The following is a 13980-nucleotide window of genomic DNA, read 5'->3' as shown; positions in this document are numbered from 1 at the left end:
ACGGTTCGTATTAGCTTCGGCCACAGGCTTTAGACCCGAGGAGTCTGGAGACGCCGAGCATGAAGGCGCAAAGGCCGCCGACACCCAGAAGGAAAATGGCAAAGCCCCAGTTGTGGGCCATGAGTCCGGTCGCTTCGGGCATGCTGGAAATCCTTAACAGAGAGCAAAGGTCTCTGAGCTTGAAAAGAAACAAAGCAGTGACGATATGTCGCAGCAATCAATCGCGGTGATTTTATGGCTAAACACCGAGCAAGTAAAATTCAGATAGCGAAATTATTTACAAGAATAAGGACATAGCGTGCCTCCAAAGCCCTGTAGCCCATGCCGCTCGGGCATTAGCGGGGGTTTTGTCAAATATGTTTTGTAGGGAATGTAACGAACATACTTGCCGCTAAATGATAATCAATATTATTTGTCGCGCTTTTCAAACTGTTTAACAGGTGAGTGGCTGGGAAGTTGTCTTATATGCGCGTTACTGCAAGTAGCAGGCGCCCCCGTTTTACCCTCTTTTTCTGGTCGCGACACCGCTCTGGATCAATGTTTTTGTCCGCCTGAGTCTGTAGGAGCGAGGCTTGCCCGCGAAGAATGCGCTGCGGTTTTTCAGGCATACCGCGTCATCGTTCTTCGCGGGCAAGCCTCGCTCCTACAGAGGAGAGGGGAATCGCAGGCAAAAAAACGCCCCGAACCAGTCGGGGCGTCAGATGTGCAGCGCTGCGGTTAGCTTTTATTCGGTCCGCAACGGCCGTTTACTCAGATGAAGCAGATCAGTGGAACTGTTCTTCTTCGGTCGAACCGGTCAGCGCGGTCACCGAGGACGTGCCACCTTGAATTACGGTGGTCATGTCGTCGAAGTAGCCGGTGCCCACTTCCTGCTGGTGAGCCACGAAGGTGTAACCCTTGGCAGCGTCAGCGAACTCTTGCTCTTGCAGCTTCACGTAGGCAGTCATGTCGTTGCGGGCGTAGTCGTGCGCCAGGTTGAACATGCTGTGCCACATGTTGTGAATGCCGGCCAGGGTGATGAACTGGTGCTTGTAACCCATGGCGGACAGTTCGCGCTGGAACTTGGCGATGGTCGCGTCGTCCAGGTTTTTCTTCCAGTTGAAGGAAGGCGAGCAGTTGTACGACAGCAGTTGGTCCGGGTATTCCTTTTTGATCGCTTCAGCGAAGCGACGTGCTTCTTCCAGATCCGGCTTGGCGGTTTCGCACCAGATCAGGTCGGCGAACGGTGCGTAGGCCAGGCCGCGAGCGATGGCCTGGTCGAGACCGGCGCGTACTTTGTAGAAGCCTTCCTGGGTGCGTTCGCCAGTCACGAATGGCTGGTCATACGGGTCGCAATCGGAAGTCAGCAGGTCAGCCGCGTTGGCGTCGGTACGAGCCAGGATGATGGTCGGTGTACCGGCAACGTCAGCTGCCAGACGAGCAGCGGTCAGCTTCTGCACAGCTTCCTGGGTAGGAACCAGTACCTTGCCGCCCATGTGGCCGCATTTTTTCACGGAAGCCAGTTGGTCTTCGAAGTGAACGCCGGCGGCGCCTGCTTCGATCATGCTCTTCATCAACTCGTAAGCGTTCAGTACACCACCGAAGCCGGCTTCAGCGTCAGCCACGATCGGCGCGAAGTAGTCGATGTAGCCTTCGTCGCCCGGGTTCTTGCCGGCTTTCCACTGGATCTGGTCAGCGCGACGGAACGAGTTGTTGATGCGCTTGACCACGGTTGGAACCGACTCCCCCGGGTCCAGCGACTGCACCGGGTACATCGATTCGGCGGAGTTGTTGTCCGCAGCTACTTGCCAGCCCGACAGGTAGATCGCCTGGATACCGGCCTTGACTTGTTGCACAGCCTGGCCGCCGGTCAGGGCGCCCATGCAGTTGACGAAATCTTTCTCAGGACGGAAGGACGGCTTGGCACCCTGGGTGACCAGGTTCCAAAGCTTCTCGGCGCCCATTTTTGCAAAGGTGTGCTCAGGTTGAACCGAGCCACGCAGACGGACGACGTCAGCAGCGGAGTAATTGCGTGTCACGCCTTTCCAGCGCGGGTTTTCAGCCCAATCTTTTTCGAGGGCTGCAATTTGCTGTTCGCGTGTCAGTGCCATGGAGATAAACCTCGTCGCGTCTTTGATAAAAAGTCGTTCTTGGTGGAAATTCCTGCTCCAGCCAGATAACGCATTTTAAAGGGGCGTAAAAGGCTGCTCGCTGACCAGAAGCTTAGGCGGTCAAGTCGGGTTCGGCGGGGATGGCGACGGGATGAACGATGGGCTCGAGGGGAAAGTGAGCAGGTAAGGGCGAACTGTCGGGCGCATTCGGGCGTCGTGGGCCTTGGTGCGAACTTCAGTGTGGAGCCGGGTTACCTAATTACGCTTCCGTCCCTCGGGACAACTTCGTTCCAGTCGGCAACCTCGTCAAACACACCTTGTGGGCGGTACAGACACGAATCGGCTCGCGGGGTAGGTGCGAACAGCGACTCGAAAGCCCTTGCCAGGGCCTCTGATTAGCGGGAGCGAGGCCATCATGCCTTTGCTTTTTTGGCTCGTCAAACGTTTTGTAGTGCTTTTTTTCAAGCACTACATCTTTAGTCTAATACGACTAATCAGTCAGTTTTTGGTGCTTTAGTCCAGTGTGTCGACTTTCACCCGCAGGGTCATGTCATCTCGGCCCTGCGTAGAGTAGCTGCGGGTCAGGCCCTGTTTGTCAGCTTGAGTCTGGCGATTCACGCCGGCCAGGGTGATCCACTCGCCCAATCGAGCGCTGACAGTTGTGTCGGTACTTTGCACGTTCACTACATCGGGACGTTCCTGGCTCATCCGGTCACGGTTGGTACTGATTGCCAGATGAACGATGTCGCCGGTGACGCTAGCAGTCACGTAGAAGCCTTGGGTGACGTTGCGGTATTCGGTCTGGCTGCGCAGGTCGCCATAGCTGTCGGTCTGGGTACTGGTGAGCGGCACGCTCTGGCCGACCTGGATCAGCGCGGGTGTGCCTTCGCTGGCCTGAACCTGCTGGATACCGCCGTCGCGGCTGTCGGTGCTGCGGTTGATGATGCGAGTCTGGCTCGGCTTGGCACCGTTCACCGAATAACCCTGATCACCCTGGAAGTTGTTTTCGTTGGTATCGACGGTGATCAGCAAGCGCTTGGCGGCCACATCGAGTTGGCTGATCAAGGCCTTAAGTTCGTCGATCTTGCGCTGTTCTGCGTTGACGATGAGCTGATTGCCATAGGCGCTGACCTGGCCGTCCTTGCCGATGAAATTCTGCGCCACCGGCAGCAGGTCGGCGCTGGTGCGATAGTTCAGGGGCACGATCTCGGTGGCGGCCATGACCGAAAAACTGCAGGTCAGCAGCAGCGTTGTGAGCAGGGTGCGTAGGGACATATCCGTTATCTCCGGCATTTAAAGTCTTGATATTGCCAGTTTGTCGGCCCGTGGTGGGGCAAGTTGAATCGTAGACAGCAAAACGCCCCGGCATCGGTTGATGGCGGGGCGTTTTGGGGTCTTCTTCAGGGCCTCTTCGCGGGCAAGCCTCGCTCCTACGGTACGCGAATACCTGTAGGAGCGAGGCTTGCCCGCGAAGGCTTCACCTCGGTCTCAAACCGAATGCCGCACCATGTCCACATGCGGAATCCCGGCTTCCAGGAACTCCTCACTGACCATGCTGAAACCCAAGCGCTCATAGAACGCCGTGGCCTGCACTTGCGCGCTCAGCATCTGCTGCTTCAGCCCGCGCTTCTCGGCTTCACCGATCACCGCTTGCATCAGCGCATCGCCGACTTTCAAGCCGCGCCAGTCCTTCAGTACCGACACCCGACCGATGTGACCATCTGGCAACAGCCGAGCGGTGCCGATTGGGAAGTCGCCTTCAAAGGCCAGAAAGTGGACTGCCGTTGCGTCATCAGCATCCCATTCCAGCTCAGGCGGAACGGATTGCTCGGCGATGAACACCGTCTCACGAATGCGCCGGATCTCGGCGTTGTCCTTCTGCCAGTCTGCGACACGTACGTGAATTTTATTCATCAGCAAACCCCAGGCTGCCTTGCTTGACCAACTCGCACAGCAGGCCGCGACCGTCTTCGTCGTTCAGCCACTCGCCAAGGTTGTCGGTATGCAGGGAGTCGGCGGCGCAGATCATTTTCAGCAGCTCGCGCAGTTTGCCCGGCAGGTAACGGCTCTGGCCGCTGGCGAACAGCAAAAGATCATCATCGACTTCAGACCAGGCCAGGCGCGCGCTCGGGTTGCGGATCAGGATCGCGCCTTGCTCGAGGCTGGCGAGCAGGTCCTCTTCTTCGACCTCTTCCGGGCCCACCACCAGCTCCGGGTAGCGCGGCTCGGTCATGAACTGGCCGAACCAGGTCAGCAGCAAGCGCTCGTCGCTCATATGCTCGGCCAGCAAGCTTTTCAGGCGATCGAGGGCGTCGTGCTGGATCTGATGAGGATCGACCGCCGGCAGGGCGTCGGCGTCGGTGTAACGCTCTTCGTCCGACAGGAACTGGCTGAGGAAATCGGTGAAGTGGGTCAGCACTTCAGAGGCGCTTGGTGCGCGGAAACCGACCGAGTAAGTCAGGCAGTTGTCAACGGCCACACCGCAGTGAGCCAGACGCGGCGGCAAGTAGAGCATGTCGCCTGGTTCCAGCACCCATTCGTCGGTGGCGTCGAAATCAGCGAGGATGCGCAAGTCGGCGTGTTGCAGCAGCTTGCTCTCGGAATCGCACATCTGGCCGATTTTCCAGTTGCGCTTGCCGTGACCCTGCAGCAGGAACACATCGTAGTTGTCGAAGTGCGGGCCAACACTGCCACCCGGGGCGGCGAAGCTGATCATCACATCGTCGACGCGCCAGCTCGGCAGGAAGCGGAAGTTCTCCAGCAGCTCAGCGACCTCCGGCACGAACTGGTCGACCGCTTGAACCAGCAGGGTCCAGTCACGTTCCGGCAGTTTGCTGAATTCGTCTTCGGCGAACGGACCACGGCGCAATTCCCAAGGACGCTCGCCGTTCTCGATCACCAGGCGCGATTCGACTTCTTCTTCCAGCGCAAGGCCGGCCAGTTCGTCGGCGTCGATCGGGCTTTCGAAATCAGGGATCGCCTGACGGATCAGCAGGGGTTTTTTCTGCCAGTAGTCACGCAGGAATTCGCGCGCCGTGATGCCGCCCAGAAGTTGAAGAGGAATATCAGGATTCATGTGTAACCTATTGAAAAAAAGCACTTTTCAGACGGGAATAAAAACGCCCGGCGCTGCCGGGCGTCTCAAACGGGTAAAGCGGTCGATCAGATGCGTTTGGCTTGCGCTACAGCGTTGCCGATGTAGTTGGCCGGGGTGAGCAGTTTCAGCTCGGCCTTGGCTTGCGCAGGCATGTCCAGGCCGTCGATGAAGGTCTGCAGCGCTTCAGGGCTGATGCCCTTGCCGCGAGTGAGCTCTTTCAATTTCTCGTACGGGTTTTCGATGTTGTAGCGGCGCATTACAGTCTGGATCGGCTCGGCCAATACTTCCCAGCACGCGTCCAAGTCAGCAGCAATCTTCTGCTGGTTGAGCTCCAGCTTGCTGATGCCTTTGAGGCTGGCTTCGTAGGCGATCACGCTGTGGGCGAAGCCGACACCGAGGTTGCGCAGTACGGTGGAGTCGGTCAGGTCACGCTGCCAGCGGGAGATCGGCAGCTTGCTCGCCAGGTGCTGGAACAGTGCGTTGGCGATACCCAGGTTGCCTTCGGAGTTTTCGAAGTCAATCGGGTTGACCTTGTGCGGCATGGTCGAGGAACCGATTTCGCCAGCGATGGTGCGCTGTTTGAAATAACCCAGGGAGATGTAGCCCCAGATGTCGCGGTCGAAGTCGATCAGGATGGTGTTGAAGCGCGCGATCGCGTCGAACAGCTCGGCGATGTAGTCGTGCGGTTCGATCTGCGTGGTGTACGGGTTGAAGCCCAGGCCCAGCTCGTCTTCGATGAAGGCGCGGGCGTTGGCTTCCCAGTCGATCTCAGGGTAGGCCGACAGGTGAGCGTTGTAGTTGCCGACAGCGCCGTTGATCTTGCCCAGCAGCGGAACGGCGGCGACTTGGGCGATCTGACGCTCCAGACGGTAAACCACGTTCGCCAGCTCTTTGCCCAGGGTGGTCGGCGAAGCCGGTTGACCGTGGGTGCGCGACAGCATCGGCACGTCGGCAAAGCGGATGGCCAGTTCGCGGATGGCGTTAGCGGTCTGGCGCATCAGCGGCAGCATCACGTCATCACGGCCTTCGCGCAGCATCAGGGCATGGGACAGGTTGTTGATGTCCTCGCTGGTGCAGGCAAAGTGGATGAATTCACTGACCTTGGCCAGTTCCGGCAGCTTGGCCGCCTGCTCTTTGAGCAGGTATTCAATGGCTTTGACGTCGTGGTTGGTGGTGCGCTCGATCTCTTTGACGCGCTCGGCGTGCTCCAGAGAGAAGTTTTCCGCCAAGGTATTCAATACCGCGTTGGCTTCGGCGGAGAACGCCGGCACTTCGCTGATGGCAGGGTGAGCGGCCAGGCGCTGGAGCCAGCGCACTTCAACCAGAACGCGAGCACGGATCAGACCGTATTCGCTGAAAATTGGGCGCAGGGCCTGGGTTTTGCCGGCGTAGCGGCCGTCAACAGGGGAAACCGCAGTGAGCGAAGAAAGCTGCATGGGGTGTTCTCGGACAGTCGGGCAACGAAATGGGGCGCGTATCATACATGAAAAAATCCGCCGGTCCGTTGCCAACTGACCGGCGTATTACGCGTTACTGACTACAAAACGGTATTGCGGGCGCGGTTCAGCTGCTGCGCATCAGCGGGTAAAGCTCTTTAAGCAACTTGCGCCGACTGATCACCAACTGCCAGCGATGACCACCCAGCTGCCGCCACAGGCGCGCCGATCGAATTCCGGCCAATAACAGCGCACGGATCTTCGAGGCATTGCTCGGTTGCTGCAGGTTGCGCATGTCACCATGCACTTGAATCCGTTGGCGCAGGGTGCTCAGGGTGTCCTGGTACAACGCACCGCAGGCGGCGATCACGTTTTCGTGAGCCGGGCCGAAGTGCTCGACCTGGGACTGAATCTGCGGCAAACGCTTGCCGATCACTTCCAGCATGTCGTCGCGCTTGGCCAGCTGACGCTCCAGCCCCAGCATCGCCAGGGCGTAGCGTAGCGGTTCGCGCTGAAGGGTGCTGGGGTCGCGCTCCAGGGCACCGATCAATGCGCGGTAGCCGTCACGCAAATTGATATCGTCACCGCCATAGACTTCCAGCGTGTCCTTGGGGTCGCGAATCAACAGGCTGCCGAGCATGCAGGTCAGCCCGGCTTCATTGGTCTGGCCGGTCTTGGCGATCTTGTCGACCAGCACCGCCGCGAGAAACACGCCGCCCAGGGCCGTCAGTTGCTCTTGAGTCGGGCTCATGAACGCTGACCCTTGCTGGTCCAGGGTTCGGCCACTTCGATCACTCCACCACCGAGGCAGATTTCACCGTCGTAGAACACCACGGATTGGCCTGGAGTGACCGCGCGTTGCGGGTCATCGAAGGTCGCGCGGTAGCCGTTGGCGGTCTTCTCCAGCGTGCAAGGCTGGTCGCTCTGACGATAACGCACCTTGGCGGTCAGTTTGCGCGGCTCGGTCAAATCGATCGGGTTGACCCAATAGATGTCCGAGGCGAGCAGGGCGCGGGAGAACAGATAAGGGTGATCATTGCCTTGGCCCACGATCAGTTCGTTGTGTTCCAGGTCTTTGATCAGCACATACCACGGCTCGTCACCGGCGTCTTTCAAGCCGCCGATGCCCAGGCCCTGACGCTGGCCGATGGTGTGGTACATCAAGCCGTGGTGACGGCCGATGACTTCACCTTCGGTGGTCTTGATCTCGCCCGGCTGGGCCGGCAGGTATTGCTTGAGGAAGTCGCTGAAGCGGCGCTCGCCGATAAAGCAGATTCCGGTGGAATCCTTTTTCTTCGCGGTGGCCAGGTCGTGTTTCTCGGCAATCGCGCGCACTTCGGGTTTTTCCAGCTCGCCGACCGGGAACAGGGTCTTGGCGATCTGTTCGCCGCCGACAGCGTGCAGGAAATAGCTCTGGTCCTTGTTCGGATCCAGGCCCTTGAGCAATTCGGTGCGGCCATCGATGTCACGGCGGCGCACGTAGTGGCCGGTGGCGATCAGGTCGGCGCCGAGCATCATGGCGTAGTCGAGGAACGCCTTGAACTTGATTTCACGGTTGCAGAGGATGTCCGGGTTCGGCGTGCGACCGGCCTTGTACTCGGCCAGGAAATGCTCGAACACGTTGTCCCAGTACTCGGCGGCGACGTTGGCGGAGTGCAGCTTGATGCCAATCTTGTCGCACACGGCCTGAGCGTCCGCCAGGTCATCCATGGCGGTGCAGTATTCCGTTCCATCGTCTTCTTCCCAGTTCTTCATGAACAGGCCTTCCACCTCATAACCCTGCTCGATCAGCAGGAGAGCGGAAACGGAAGAGTCCACGCCGCCGGACATGCCGACAATGACGCGCTTCTTTTGTGTGTCAGAAGGGGCTGGATCACGCATAGGGATTCAATGAGTGTCTTGAAAAAGGACGCGATTCTAGCAGGCTGAAGCCCGCAAGGCTAAAGAGAAGGGCGGATCAGCTCGAGGCTGAAGTGTTTACCGTCCAGATAATCATCGATACAGCGGATGATCAGCTCACTGCGCCAGTTTGCGCGCTGTTGCAGCAGTTCGTCACGCGTCAGCCATTTTGCGCCGACGATACCGTCATCCAACTGATAGTCGGGGTGGTGTTTGAGCGGTTTTGCGGTGAAGCAGACCCGCTGATAAGTCACGCCGTTGCTCGGAGCGGTATAGAGATAAATGCCCACCACGCCGGTCGGCTCGACGTCCCAGCCGGTTTCCTCGAGGGTTTCGCGCACGGCGGCTTCGATCAGGGTTTCGTCCGGGTCCAGATGGCCGGCGGGTTGGTTGAGCACCGTTCGTCCGTGCTTGAGCTCTTCGACCATCAGGAAGCGACCATTGTCTTCGACGATGGTGGCGACGGTGATGTGGGGTAGCCAGTCCATAAGACTTCCTTGAATTTTGAATAGTGAAACGCGGCCCCTGTGGGAGCGGGCTTGCTCGCGAAAGCGGTGGGTCAGTCAATAAAGATGTTGAATGATAAACCGCATTCGCGAGCAAGCCCGCTCCCACATTGGACCAATGTTCACATTGGAAGGGTGTGAGCGCCAGAAACAGAAACCCCGGCACTGGGCCGGGGCTTCTTTGCATCCTTACAACCTTAAACCAGCGCAGCGATCGCGGCGTTGAAGGTGTTGCTCGGGCGCATGGCCTTGCTGATCAGCTCGGCATTGGCGTGGTAGTAACCGCCGATGTCCACTGGCTTGCCCTGGACGGCGTTGAGCTCGGCAACGATGGTCGCTTCGTTCTCGGTCAGGGTTTTGGCCAGTTCGCCGAACTGCGCTTGCAGTGCAGTGTCTTCGGTCTGGGCGGCCAGGGCTTGTGCCCAGTACAGCGCCAGGTAGAAGTGGCTGCCGCGGTTGTCGATGTTGCCGACTTTGCGCGATGGCGACTTGTTGTTGTCCAGGAACTGGCCAGTGGCCTGATCCAGGGTCTTGGCCAGCACCAGTGCTTTAGGGTTGTTGTAGGTAACACCCAAGTGCTCGAGGGAGGCAGCCAGGGCCAGGAATTCACCCAGGGAATCCCAGCGCAGGAAGTTTTCTTCCAGCAACTGCTGAACATGCTTCGGTGCCGAACCGCCGGCGCCGGTTTCGAACAGGCCACCGCCGTTCATCAGCGGCACGATCGACAGCATCTTGGCGCTGGTGCCCAGTTCCATGATCGGGAACAGGTCGGTCAGGTAGTCACGCAATACGTTGCCGGTCACCGAAATGGTGTCCTTGCCTTCGCGGGTACGGTCCAGGGTGAACTTCATCGCGTCGACGGGCGACATGATGCGGATGTCCAGGCCGGAAGTATCGTGATCCTTCAGGTAGGCCTGAACTTTCTCGATCACTACGCCGTCGTGGGCGCGCATTGGGTCCAGCCAGAAAATCGCCGGAGTTGCGCTTGCACGGGCACGGTTGACGGCCAGTTTGACCCAGTCCTGGATCGGCGCGTCTTTGGTCTGGCACATGCGGAAGATGTCGCCGGCTTCAACCGACTGTTCCAGCAGGGTGCGGCCAGCGCTGTCGGAAACCCGAACTACGCCGTTTGCCTTGATCTGGAAGGTCTTGTCGTGGGAGCCGTACTCTTCGGCTTTCTTCGCCATCAGGCCAACGTTTGGCACGCTGCCCATGGTGGTTGGATCAAAAGCGCCGTTAGCCTTGCAGTCTTCGATCACCGCTTGGTAGATGGTGGCGTAGCAGCGATCCGGGATCACCGCCTTGGTGTCGTGCAACTGACCGTCGGTGCCCCACATTTTGCCGGAGTCACGGATCATCGCTGGCATCGAGGCGTCGACGATAACGTCGCTCGGCACGTGCAGGTTAGTGATGCCTTTGTCGGAGTTGACCATGGCCAACGATGGACGAACAGCGTAGACCGCCTGGATGTCCGCTTCGATCTGCGCTTGTTGCTCGGCAGGCAAAGCCTTGATACGAGCGTACAGGTCGCCGATGCCGTTGTTCAGGTTAAAGCCGATCTGTGCCAGCACGTCAGCGTGCTTGGCCAGGGCGTCTTTATAGAACTCGGCAACGATCTGGCCGAACATGATCGGGTCGGAGACTTTCATCATGGTGGCTTTCAGGTGAACCGACAGAAGTACGCCTTTTTGTTTGGCGTCTTCGATCTCGGCTGCGATGAAGCTGCGCAGCGCGTTTTTGCTCAGAACGGCGCAATCGAGGATCTCACCGGCTTGCACGGTGGTTTTTTCTTTCAGGACGGTGGTGGTGCCGTCTTGAGCGATCAGTTCGATTTTAACGGCGTCAGCGGCGTCGATCAGGGCGGCTTTTTCGCTGCCGTAGAAATCGCCGGTGCTCATGTGAGCGACGTGGGACTTGGAGTCTTTGGCCCAGGCGCCCATTTTGTGCGGGTGCTTGCGCGCGTAGTTCTTGACCGACAGCGGTGCACGACGATCAGAGTTGCCTTCGCGCAGAACCGGGTTTACGGCGCTGCCCTTGATCTTGTCGTAACGCGACTTGGCGAGCTTGTCGGCATCGCTGGTCACGGTTTCCGGGTAGTCCGGCAGTGCGAAGCCCTGGGCTTGCAGCTCTTTGATCGCGGCCTGCAGTTGCGGAACCGAAGCGCTGATGTTCGGCAGCTTGATGATGTTGGCTTCAGGCGTAACGGCCAGGTCGCCCAGTTCGGCGAGGTGGTCGGCTACGGCTTTGTCACCCAATTGCTCGGGGAAGCTGGCCAGAATGCGCCCTGCAAGAGAGATATCGCGGGTTTCAACGGCGATATCAGCCGAGGCGGTGAAAGCCTCTACGATAGGCAACAGTGAATAGGTGGCGAGGGCTGGGGCTTCGTCGGTGAAGGTATAGATGATCTTCGAGCGGGTGGGCATATTCGGATTAACTCTCTCTTCTTTGCTAAAGCGTGCGCAGAAACTCGAGGGGCGCCGGGTAAGCGCGTTCGTTCAAAGTCATCCATGAGCCGAATGTCGAGGTTTCTTCGCGGTGATGTTGGGTGCATCAGTCGAGCGTCAAGCGGGTGGACTGCGGTAACAATCCGGCTTATTCGGGCCCAACGTCTTGTGATAGAGCGGTCGGCCGTCGTGACTCTGTGGTCAGCGGCGGCATTATACATAGGTAGCTGGCAATCTGCCGATGGTTCATATGCAACGTTTTTCGTCCATTGGTCTAAAGGTCGCAGGCGAGTGCGACGCGTAGAGTCGTTCGCCGTGCTTGAGTTTGGCGCTTTTCCCTTTGCTTTCAGGCTTGTACGTCGCGAACTGTGCAGCTTTGCGGCAGATGGGCGGAACATAGGGTTTGCGCGCCGATTTAACTGGGGTACGCTCGAACGCAGCCAGATGTTCAATCCAAACAATGGAGTACAGCATGGGATACAAGAAGATTCAGGTTCCAGCCGTCGGCGACAAAATCACCGTCAACGCAGACCATTCTCTCAATGTTCCTAACAACCCGATCATCCCCTTCATCGAAGGCGATGGTATTGGCGTTGATATCAGCCCGGTCATGATCAAGGTTGTCGATGCTGCTGTTAAGAAAGCTTACGGCGGCGAGCGCAAAATTTCCTGGATGGAAGTCTACGCCGGGGAGAAAGCGACTCAGGTTTACGATCAGGACACCTGGCTGCCTCAGGAAACCCTGGACGCGGTCAAGGATTATGTAGTTTCCATCAAAGGCCCTCTGACCACCCCGGTCGGCGGTGGCATCCGTTCGCTGAACGTGGCCCTGCGTCAGCAACTCGACCTGTATGTGTGCCTGCGCCCGGTGCGCTGGTTCGAAGGCGTACCGAGCCCGGTCAAGAAGCCAGGCGATGTCGACATGACCATCTTCCGTGAAAACTCGGAAGACATTTATGCCGGTATCGAATGGAAAGCCGGTTCGCCGGAAGCGACCAAGGTCATCAAGTTCCTTAAAGAAGAAATGGGCGTCACCAAGATCCGTTTCGACGAAAACTGCGGTATCGGCATCAAGCCGGTGTCCCTGGAAGGCACCAAGCGTCTGGCGCGCAAGGCTCTGCAGTATGTGGTCGACAACGACCGTGATTCGCTGACTATCGTGCACAAAGGCAACATCATGAAGTTCACCGAAGGTGCCTTCAAGGAATGGGCCTACGAAGTGGCCGCTGAAGAATTCGGCGCGACCCTGCTCGACGGCGGTCCGTGGATGCAGTTCAAGAACCCGAAAACCGGCAAGAACGTCATCGTCAAGGACGCCATCGCCGACGCCATGCTCCAGCAGATCCTGCTGCGCCCGGCTGAATACGATGTCATCGCGACCCTGAACCTCAACGGCGACTACCTCTCCGACGCCCTGGCGGCCGAAGTGGGCGGTATCGGTATCGCGCCGGGTGCCAACCTGTCCGACACCGTGGCCATGTTCGAAGCCACCCACGGTACTGCGCCGAAGTACGCCGGCAAGGACCAGGTCAACCCGGGTTCGTTGATCCTGTCCGCCGAGATGATGCTGCGTCACATGGGCTGGACCGAAGCGGCCGACCTGATCATCAAAGGCACCAACGGCGCGATTTCCGCAAAAACCGTGACCTATGACTTCGAACGTCTGATGGAGGGCGCGAAACTGCTGTCGTCTTCCGCGTTTGGTGATGCGTTGATCTCGCACATGTAAACCAGCTGACAAAAAAAACCGCCTTCGGGCGGTTTTTTTATGACTGGATGACGAGCAGCGTCAGCTCGACACTGTTTCCTGCCGGGTGGCAGGGGCGCTCTGTTCGTTCGGAGAGGTGACAGATGTGATCTTTACTGCATGCAGTCCTTTGGGGCCCTGGATGATCTCAAAGCTAACAATTTGCCCAGCCTTGAGGGTTTTGTATCCGTCCATTTCAATAGCCGAATAGTGGGCAAAGAAATCGATGTCCTTGCCATCCTCGTCGCGACCTTCTCTGGCGTCGGTGTTAATGAAACCGAACCCCTTGGCATTGTTGAACCATTTCACCTTACCGACAGCCATACCCATATCCCTCTGCAACAGACTCCATCACTGGAGTATCATCCAGTTAATCCGCAGTCTATCTTGCAAACAGGATTGACTCCGCGGACCTTTTTTACCCACTGTGGGCTCTATTGTTTGTAACACCGATTTTCCGATAGTCAAGGTGACCGGGCAGTCGGAGTTGAAAACGTTCATAACAGCCCCCACCACTGTATTTGCACAACTGACGAACCTTTCTTTCCATGCATGCAATCAGCCAGATTCGACTAACATTCAATCAGGATCGCCCTGATTTACACGACGACGATTCCGCAGGCATTGCTGTTCAGGAGGCTAAGCCTGCTCTACAGGCGCCACCGATGTACAAGGTGGTTTTGTTCAACGATGACTACACACCGATGGATTTCGTCGTCGCAGTGCTCGAGGTGTTTTTTAACCTGAATCGCGAGCTGGCG

12 protein-coding genes and 1 pseudogene are annotated in these 13980 nt (G+C 58.1%); 2 read left to right on the top strand and 11 right to left on the bottom strand.

What is annotated here, in order from left to right:
- Window positions 1-13: 13 nt before the first annotated feature.
- The 10 genes and pseudogenes from ACIPLA_RS27280 to ACIPLA_RS27235 form a co-directional block, all read right to left on the bottom strand.
- Window positions 14-142: pseudogene (locus tag ACIPLA_RS27280) on the bottom strand (NADH-quinone oxidoreductase subunit A); the annotation flags it as partial.
- A 622-nt stretch (window positions 143-764) separates the two neighbouring features.
- Window positions 765-2090 carry an isocitrate lyase gene (gene aceA / locus ACIPLA_RS27275; protein WP_401177501.1) on the bottom strand — a complete coding sequence of 442 codons (1326 nt, stop codon included), beginning with the start codon at window positions 2088-2090 and terminating at the stop codon, window positions 765-767.
- A gap of 513 nt (window positions 2091-2603) precedes the next feature.
- Window positions 2604-3365 (bottom strand): secretin N-terminal domain-containing protein, encoded by a 762-nt coding sequence (locus tag ACIPLA_RS27270; protein WP_401177498.1) that lies wholly within the window; start codon window positions 3363-3365, stop codon window positions 2604-2606.
- Window positions 3366-3578: 213 nt separating this feature from the next.
- Window positions 3579-4004, bottom strand: coding sequence for a GNAT family N-acetyltransferase (locus ACIPLA_RS27265; protein WP_123493776.1), 426 nt, complete (start codon window positions 4002-4004; stop codon window positions 3579-3581).
- Window positions 3997-5166, bottom strand: coding sequence for a cupin domain-containing protein (locus ACIPLA_RS27260; RefSeq protein ID WP_123493778.1), 1170 nt, complete (start codon window positions 5164-5166; stop codon window positions 3997-3999). The genes ACIPLA_RS27265 and ACIPLA_RS27260 overlap by 8 nt, the downstream gene beginning before the upstream one ends.
- Before the next feature lie 86 nt (window positions 5167-5252).
- A complete protein-coding gene (purB, locus tag ACIPLA_RS27255; RefSeq protein WP_218394442.1) occupies window positions 5253-6623 on the bottom strand; it encodes an adenylosuccinate lyase in 1371 nt (456 codons plus the stop codon).
- Window positions 6624-6750: 127 nt separating this feature from the next.
- Complete coding sequence (hflD, locus tag ACIPLA_RS27250; protein WP_401177492.1) at window positions 6751-7374, bottom strand: high frequency lysogenization protein HflD; 624 nt, start codon at window positions 7372-7374, stop codon at window positions 6751-6753.
- The gene (gene mnmA / locus ACIPLA_RS27245) at window positions 7371-8504 is read right to left on the bottom strand and encodes a tRNA 2-thiouridine(34) synthase MnmA (RefSeq protein ID WP_401177489.1); all 1134 of its coding nucleotides are present in this window, start codon (window positions 8502-8504) and stop codon (window positions 7371-7373) included. Before mnmA ends, hflD begins: the two co-directional genes overlap by 4 nt.
- Window positions 8505-8563: 59 nt before the next feature.
- A complete protein-coding gene (locus ACIPLA_RS27240; RefSeq protein ID WP_401177486.1) occupies window positions 8564-9010 on the bottom strand; it encodes an NUDIX hydrolase in 447 nt (148 codons plus the stop codon).
- Between the two features lie 215 nt (window positions 9011-9225).
- Window positions 9226-11451, bottom strand: a complete 2226-nt coding sequence (locus tag ACIPLA_RS27235; protein ID WP_401177483.1) for an NADP-dependent isocitrate dehydrogenase — start codon at window positions 11449-11451, stop codon at window positions 9226-9228.
- 493 nt (window positions 11452-11944) lie between these two features.
- Here ACIPLA_RS27235 and icd point away from each other — a divergent pair, with 493 nt between their 5' ends.
- Window positions 11945-13201, top strand: coding sequence for an NADP-dependent isocitrate dehydrogenase (gene icd / locus ACIPLA_RS27230; RefSeq protein ID WP_123358348.1), 1257 nt, complete (start codon window positions 11945-11947; stop codon window positions 13199-13201).
- A 60-nt stretch (window positions 13202-13261) separates the two neighbouring features.
- Here icd and ACIPLA_RS27225 read toward each other — a convergent pair whose 3' ends face one another.
- A complete protein-coding gene (locus tag ACIPLA_RS27225) occupies window positions 13262-13543 on the bottom strand; it encodes a cold shock domain-containing protein (protein ID WP_218394448.1) in 282 nt (93 codons plus the stop codon).
- 224 nt (window positions 13544-13767) lie between these two features.
- On the opposite strand from ACIPLA_RS27225, the gene ACIPLA_RS27220 reads away from it, so the two are divergent.
- The coding region (locus ACIPLA_RS27220) for an ATP-dependent Clp protease adaptor ClpS (RefSeq protein ID WP_401177479.1) at window positions 13768-13980 on the top strand (213 nt) is incomplete at its 3' end.

The organism is Pseudomonas sp. NPDC086112 (assembly GCF_044746425.1).
GTDB lineage: Bacteria > Pseudomonadota > Gammaproteobacteria > Pseudomonadales > Pseudomonadaceae > Aquipseudomonas.
Note: the sequence above shows the minus strand (reverse complement) of the source record. Positions and strands in the feature narration are given on the sequence as shown.

Excerpts from the sequence above, each read along its gene's own strand:
- ACIPLA_RS27265 (WP_123493776.1), bottom strand. The coding sequence starts at position 4,004 with ATGAATAAAATTCACGTACGTGTCGCAGACTGGCAGAAGGACAACGCC.
- ACIPLA_RS27270 (WP_401177498.1), bottom strand. The coding sequence starts at position 3,365 with ATGTCCCTACGCACCCTGCTCACAACGCTGCTGCTGACCTGCAGTTTT.
- ACIPLA_RS27260 (WP_123493778.1), bottom strand. The coding sequence starts at position 5,166 with ATGAATCCTGATATTCCTCTTCAACTTCTGGGCGGCATCACGGCGCGC.
- ACIPLA_RS27240 (WP_401177486.1), bottom strand. The coding sequence starts at position 9,010 with ATGGACTGGCTACCCCACATCACCGTCGCCACCATCGTCGAAGACAAT.
- hflD (WP_401177492.1), bottom strand. The coding sequence starts at position 7,374 with ATGAGCCCGACTCAAGAGCAACTGACGGCCCTGGGCGGCGTGTTTCTC.
- icd (WP_123358348.1), top strand. The coding sequence starts at position 11,945 with ATGGGATACAAGAAGATTCAGGTTCCAGCCGTCGGCGACAAAATCACC.
- mnmA (WP_401177489.1), bottom strand. The coding sequence starts at position 8,504 with ATGCGTGATCCAGCCCCTTCTGACACACAAAAGAAGCGCGTCATTGTC.
- ACIPLA_RS27235 (WP_401177483.1), bottom strand. The coding sequence starts at position 11,451 with ATGCCCACCCGCTCGAAGATCATCTATACCTTCACCGACGAAGCCCCA.
- ACIPLA_RS27225 (WP_218394448.1), bottom strand. The coding sequence starts at position 13,543 with ATGGCTGTCGGTAAGGTGAAATGGTTCAACAATGCCAAGGGGTTCGGT.
- purB (WP_218394442.1), bottom strand. The coding sequence starts at position 6,623 with ATGCAGCTTTCTTCGCTCACTGCGGTTTCCCCTGTTGACGGCCGCTAC.
- aceA (WP_401177501.1), bottom strand. The coding sequence starts at position 2,090 with ATGGCACTGACACGCGAACAGCAAATTGCAGCCCTCGAAAAAGATTGG.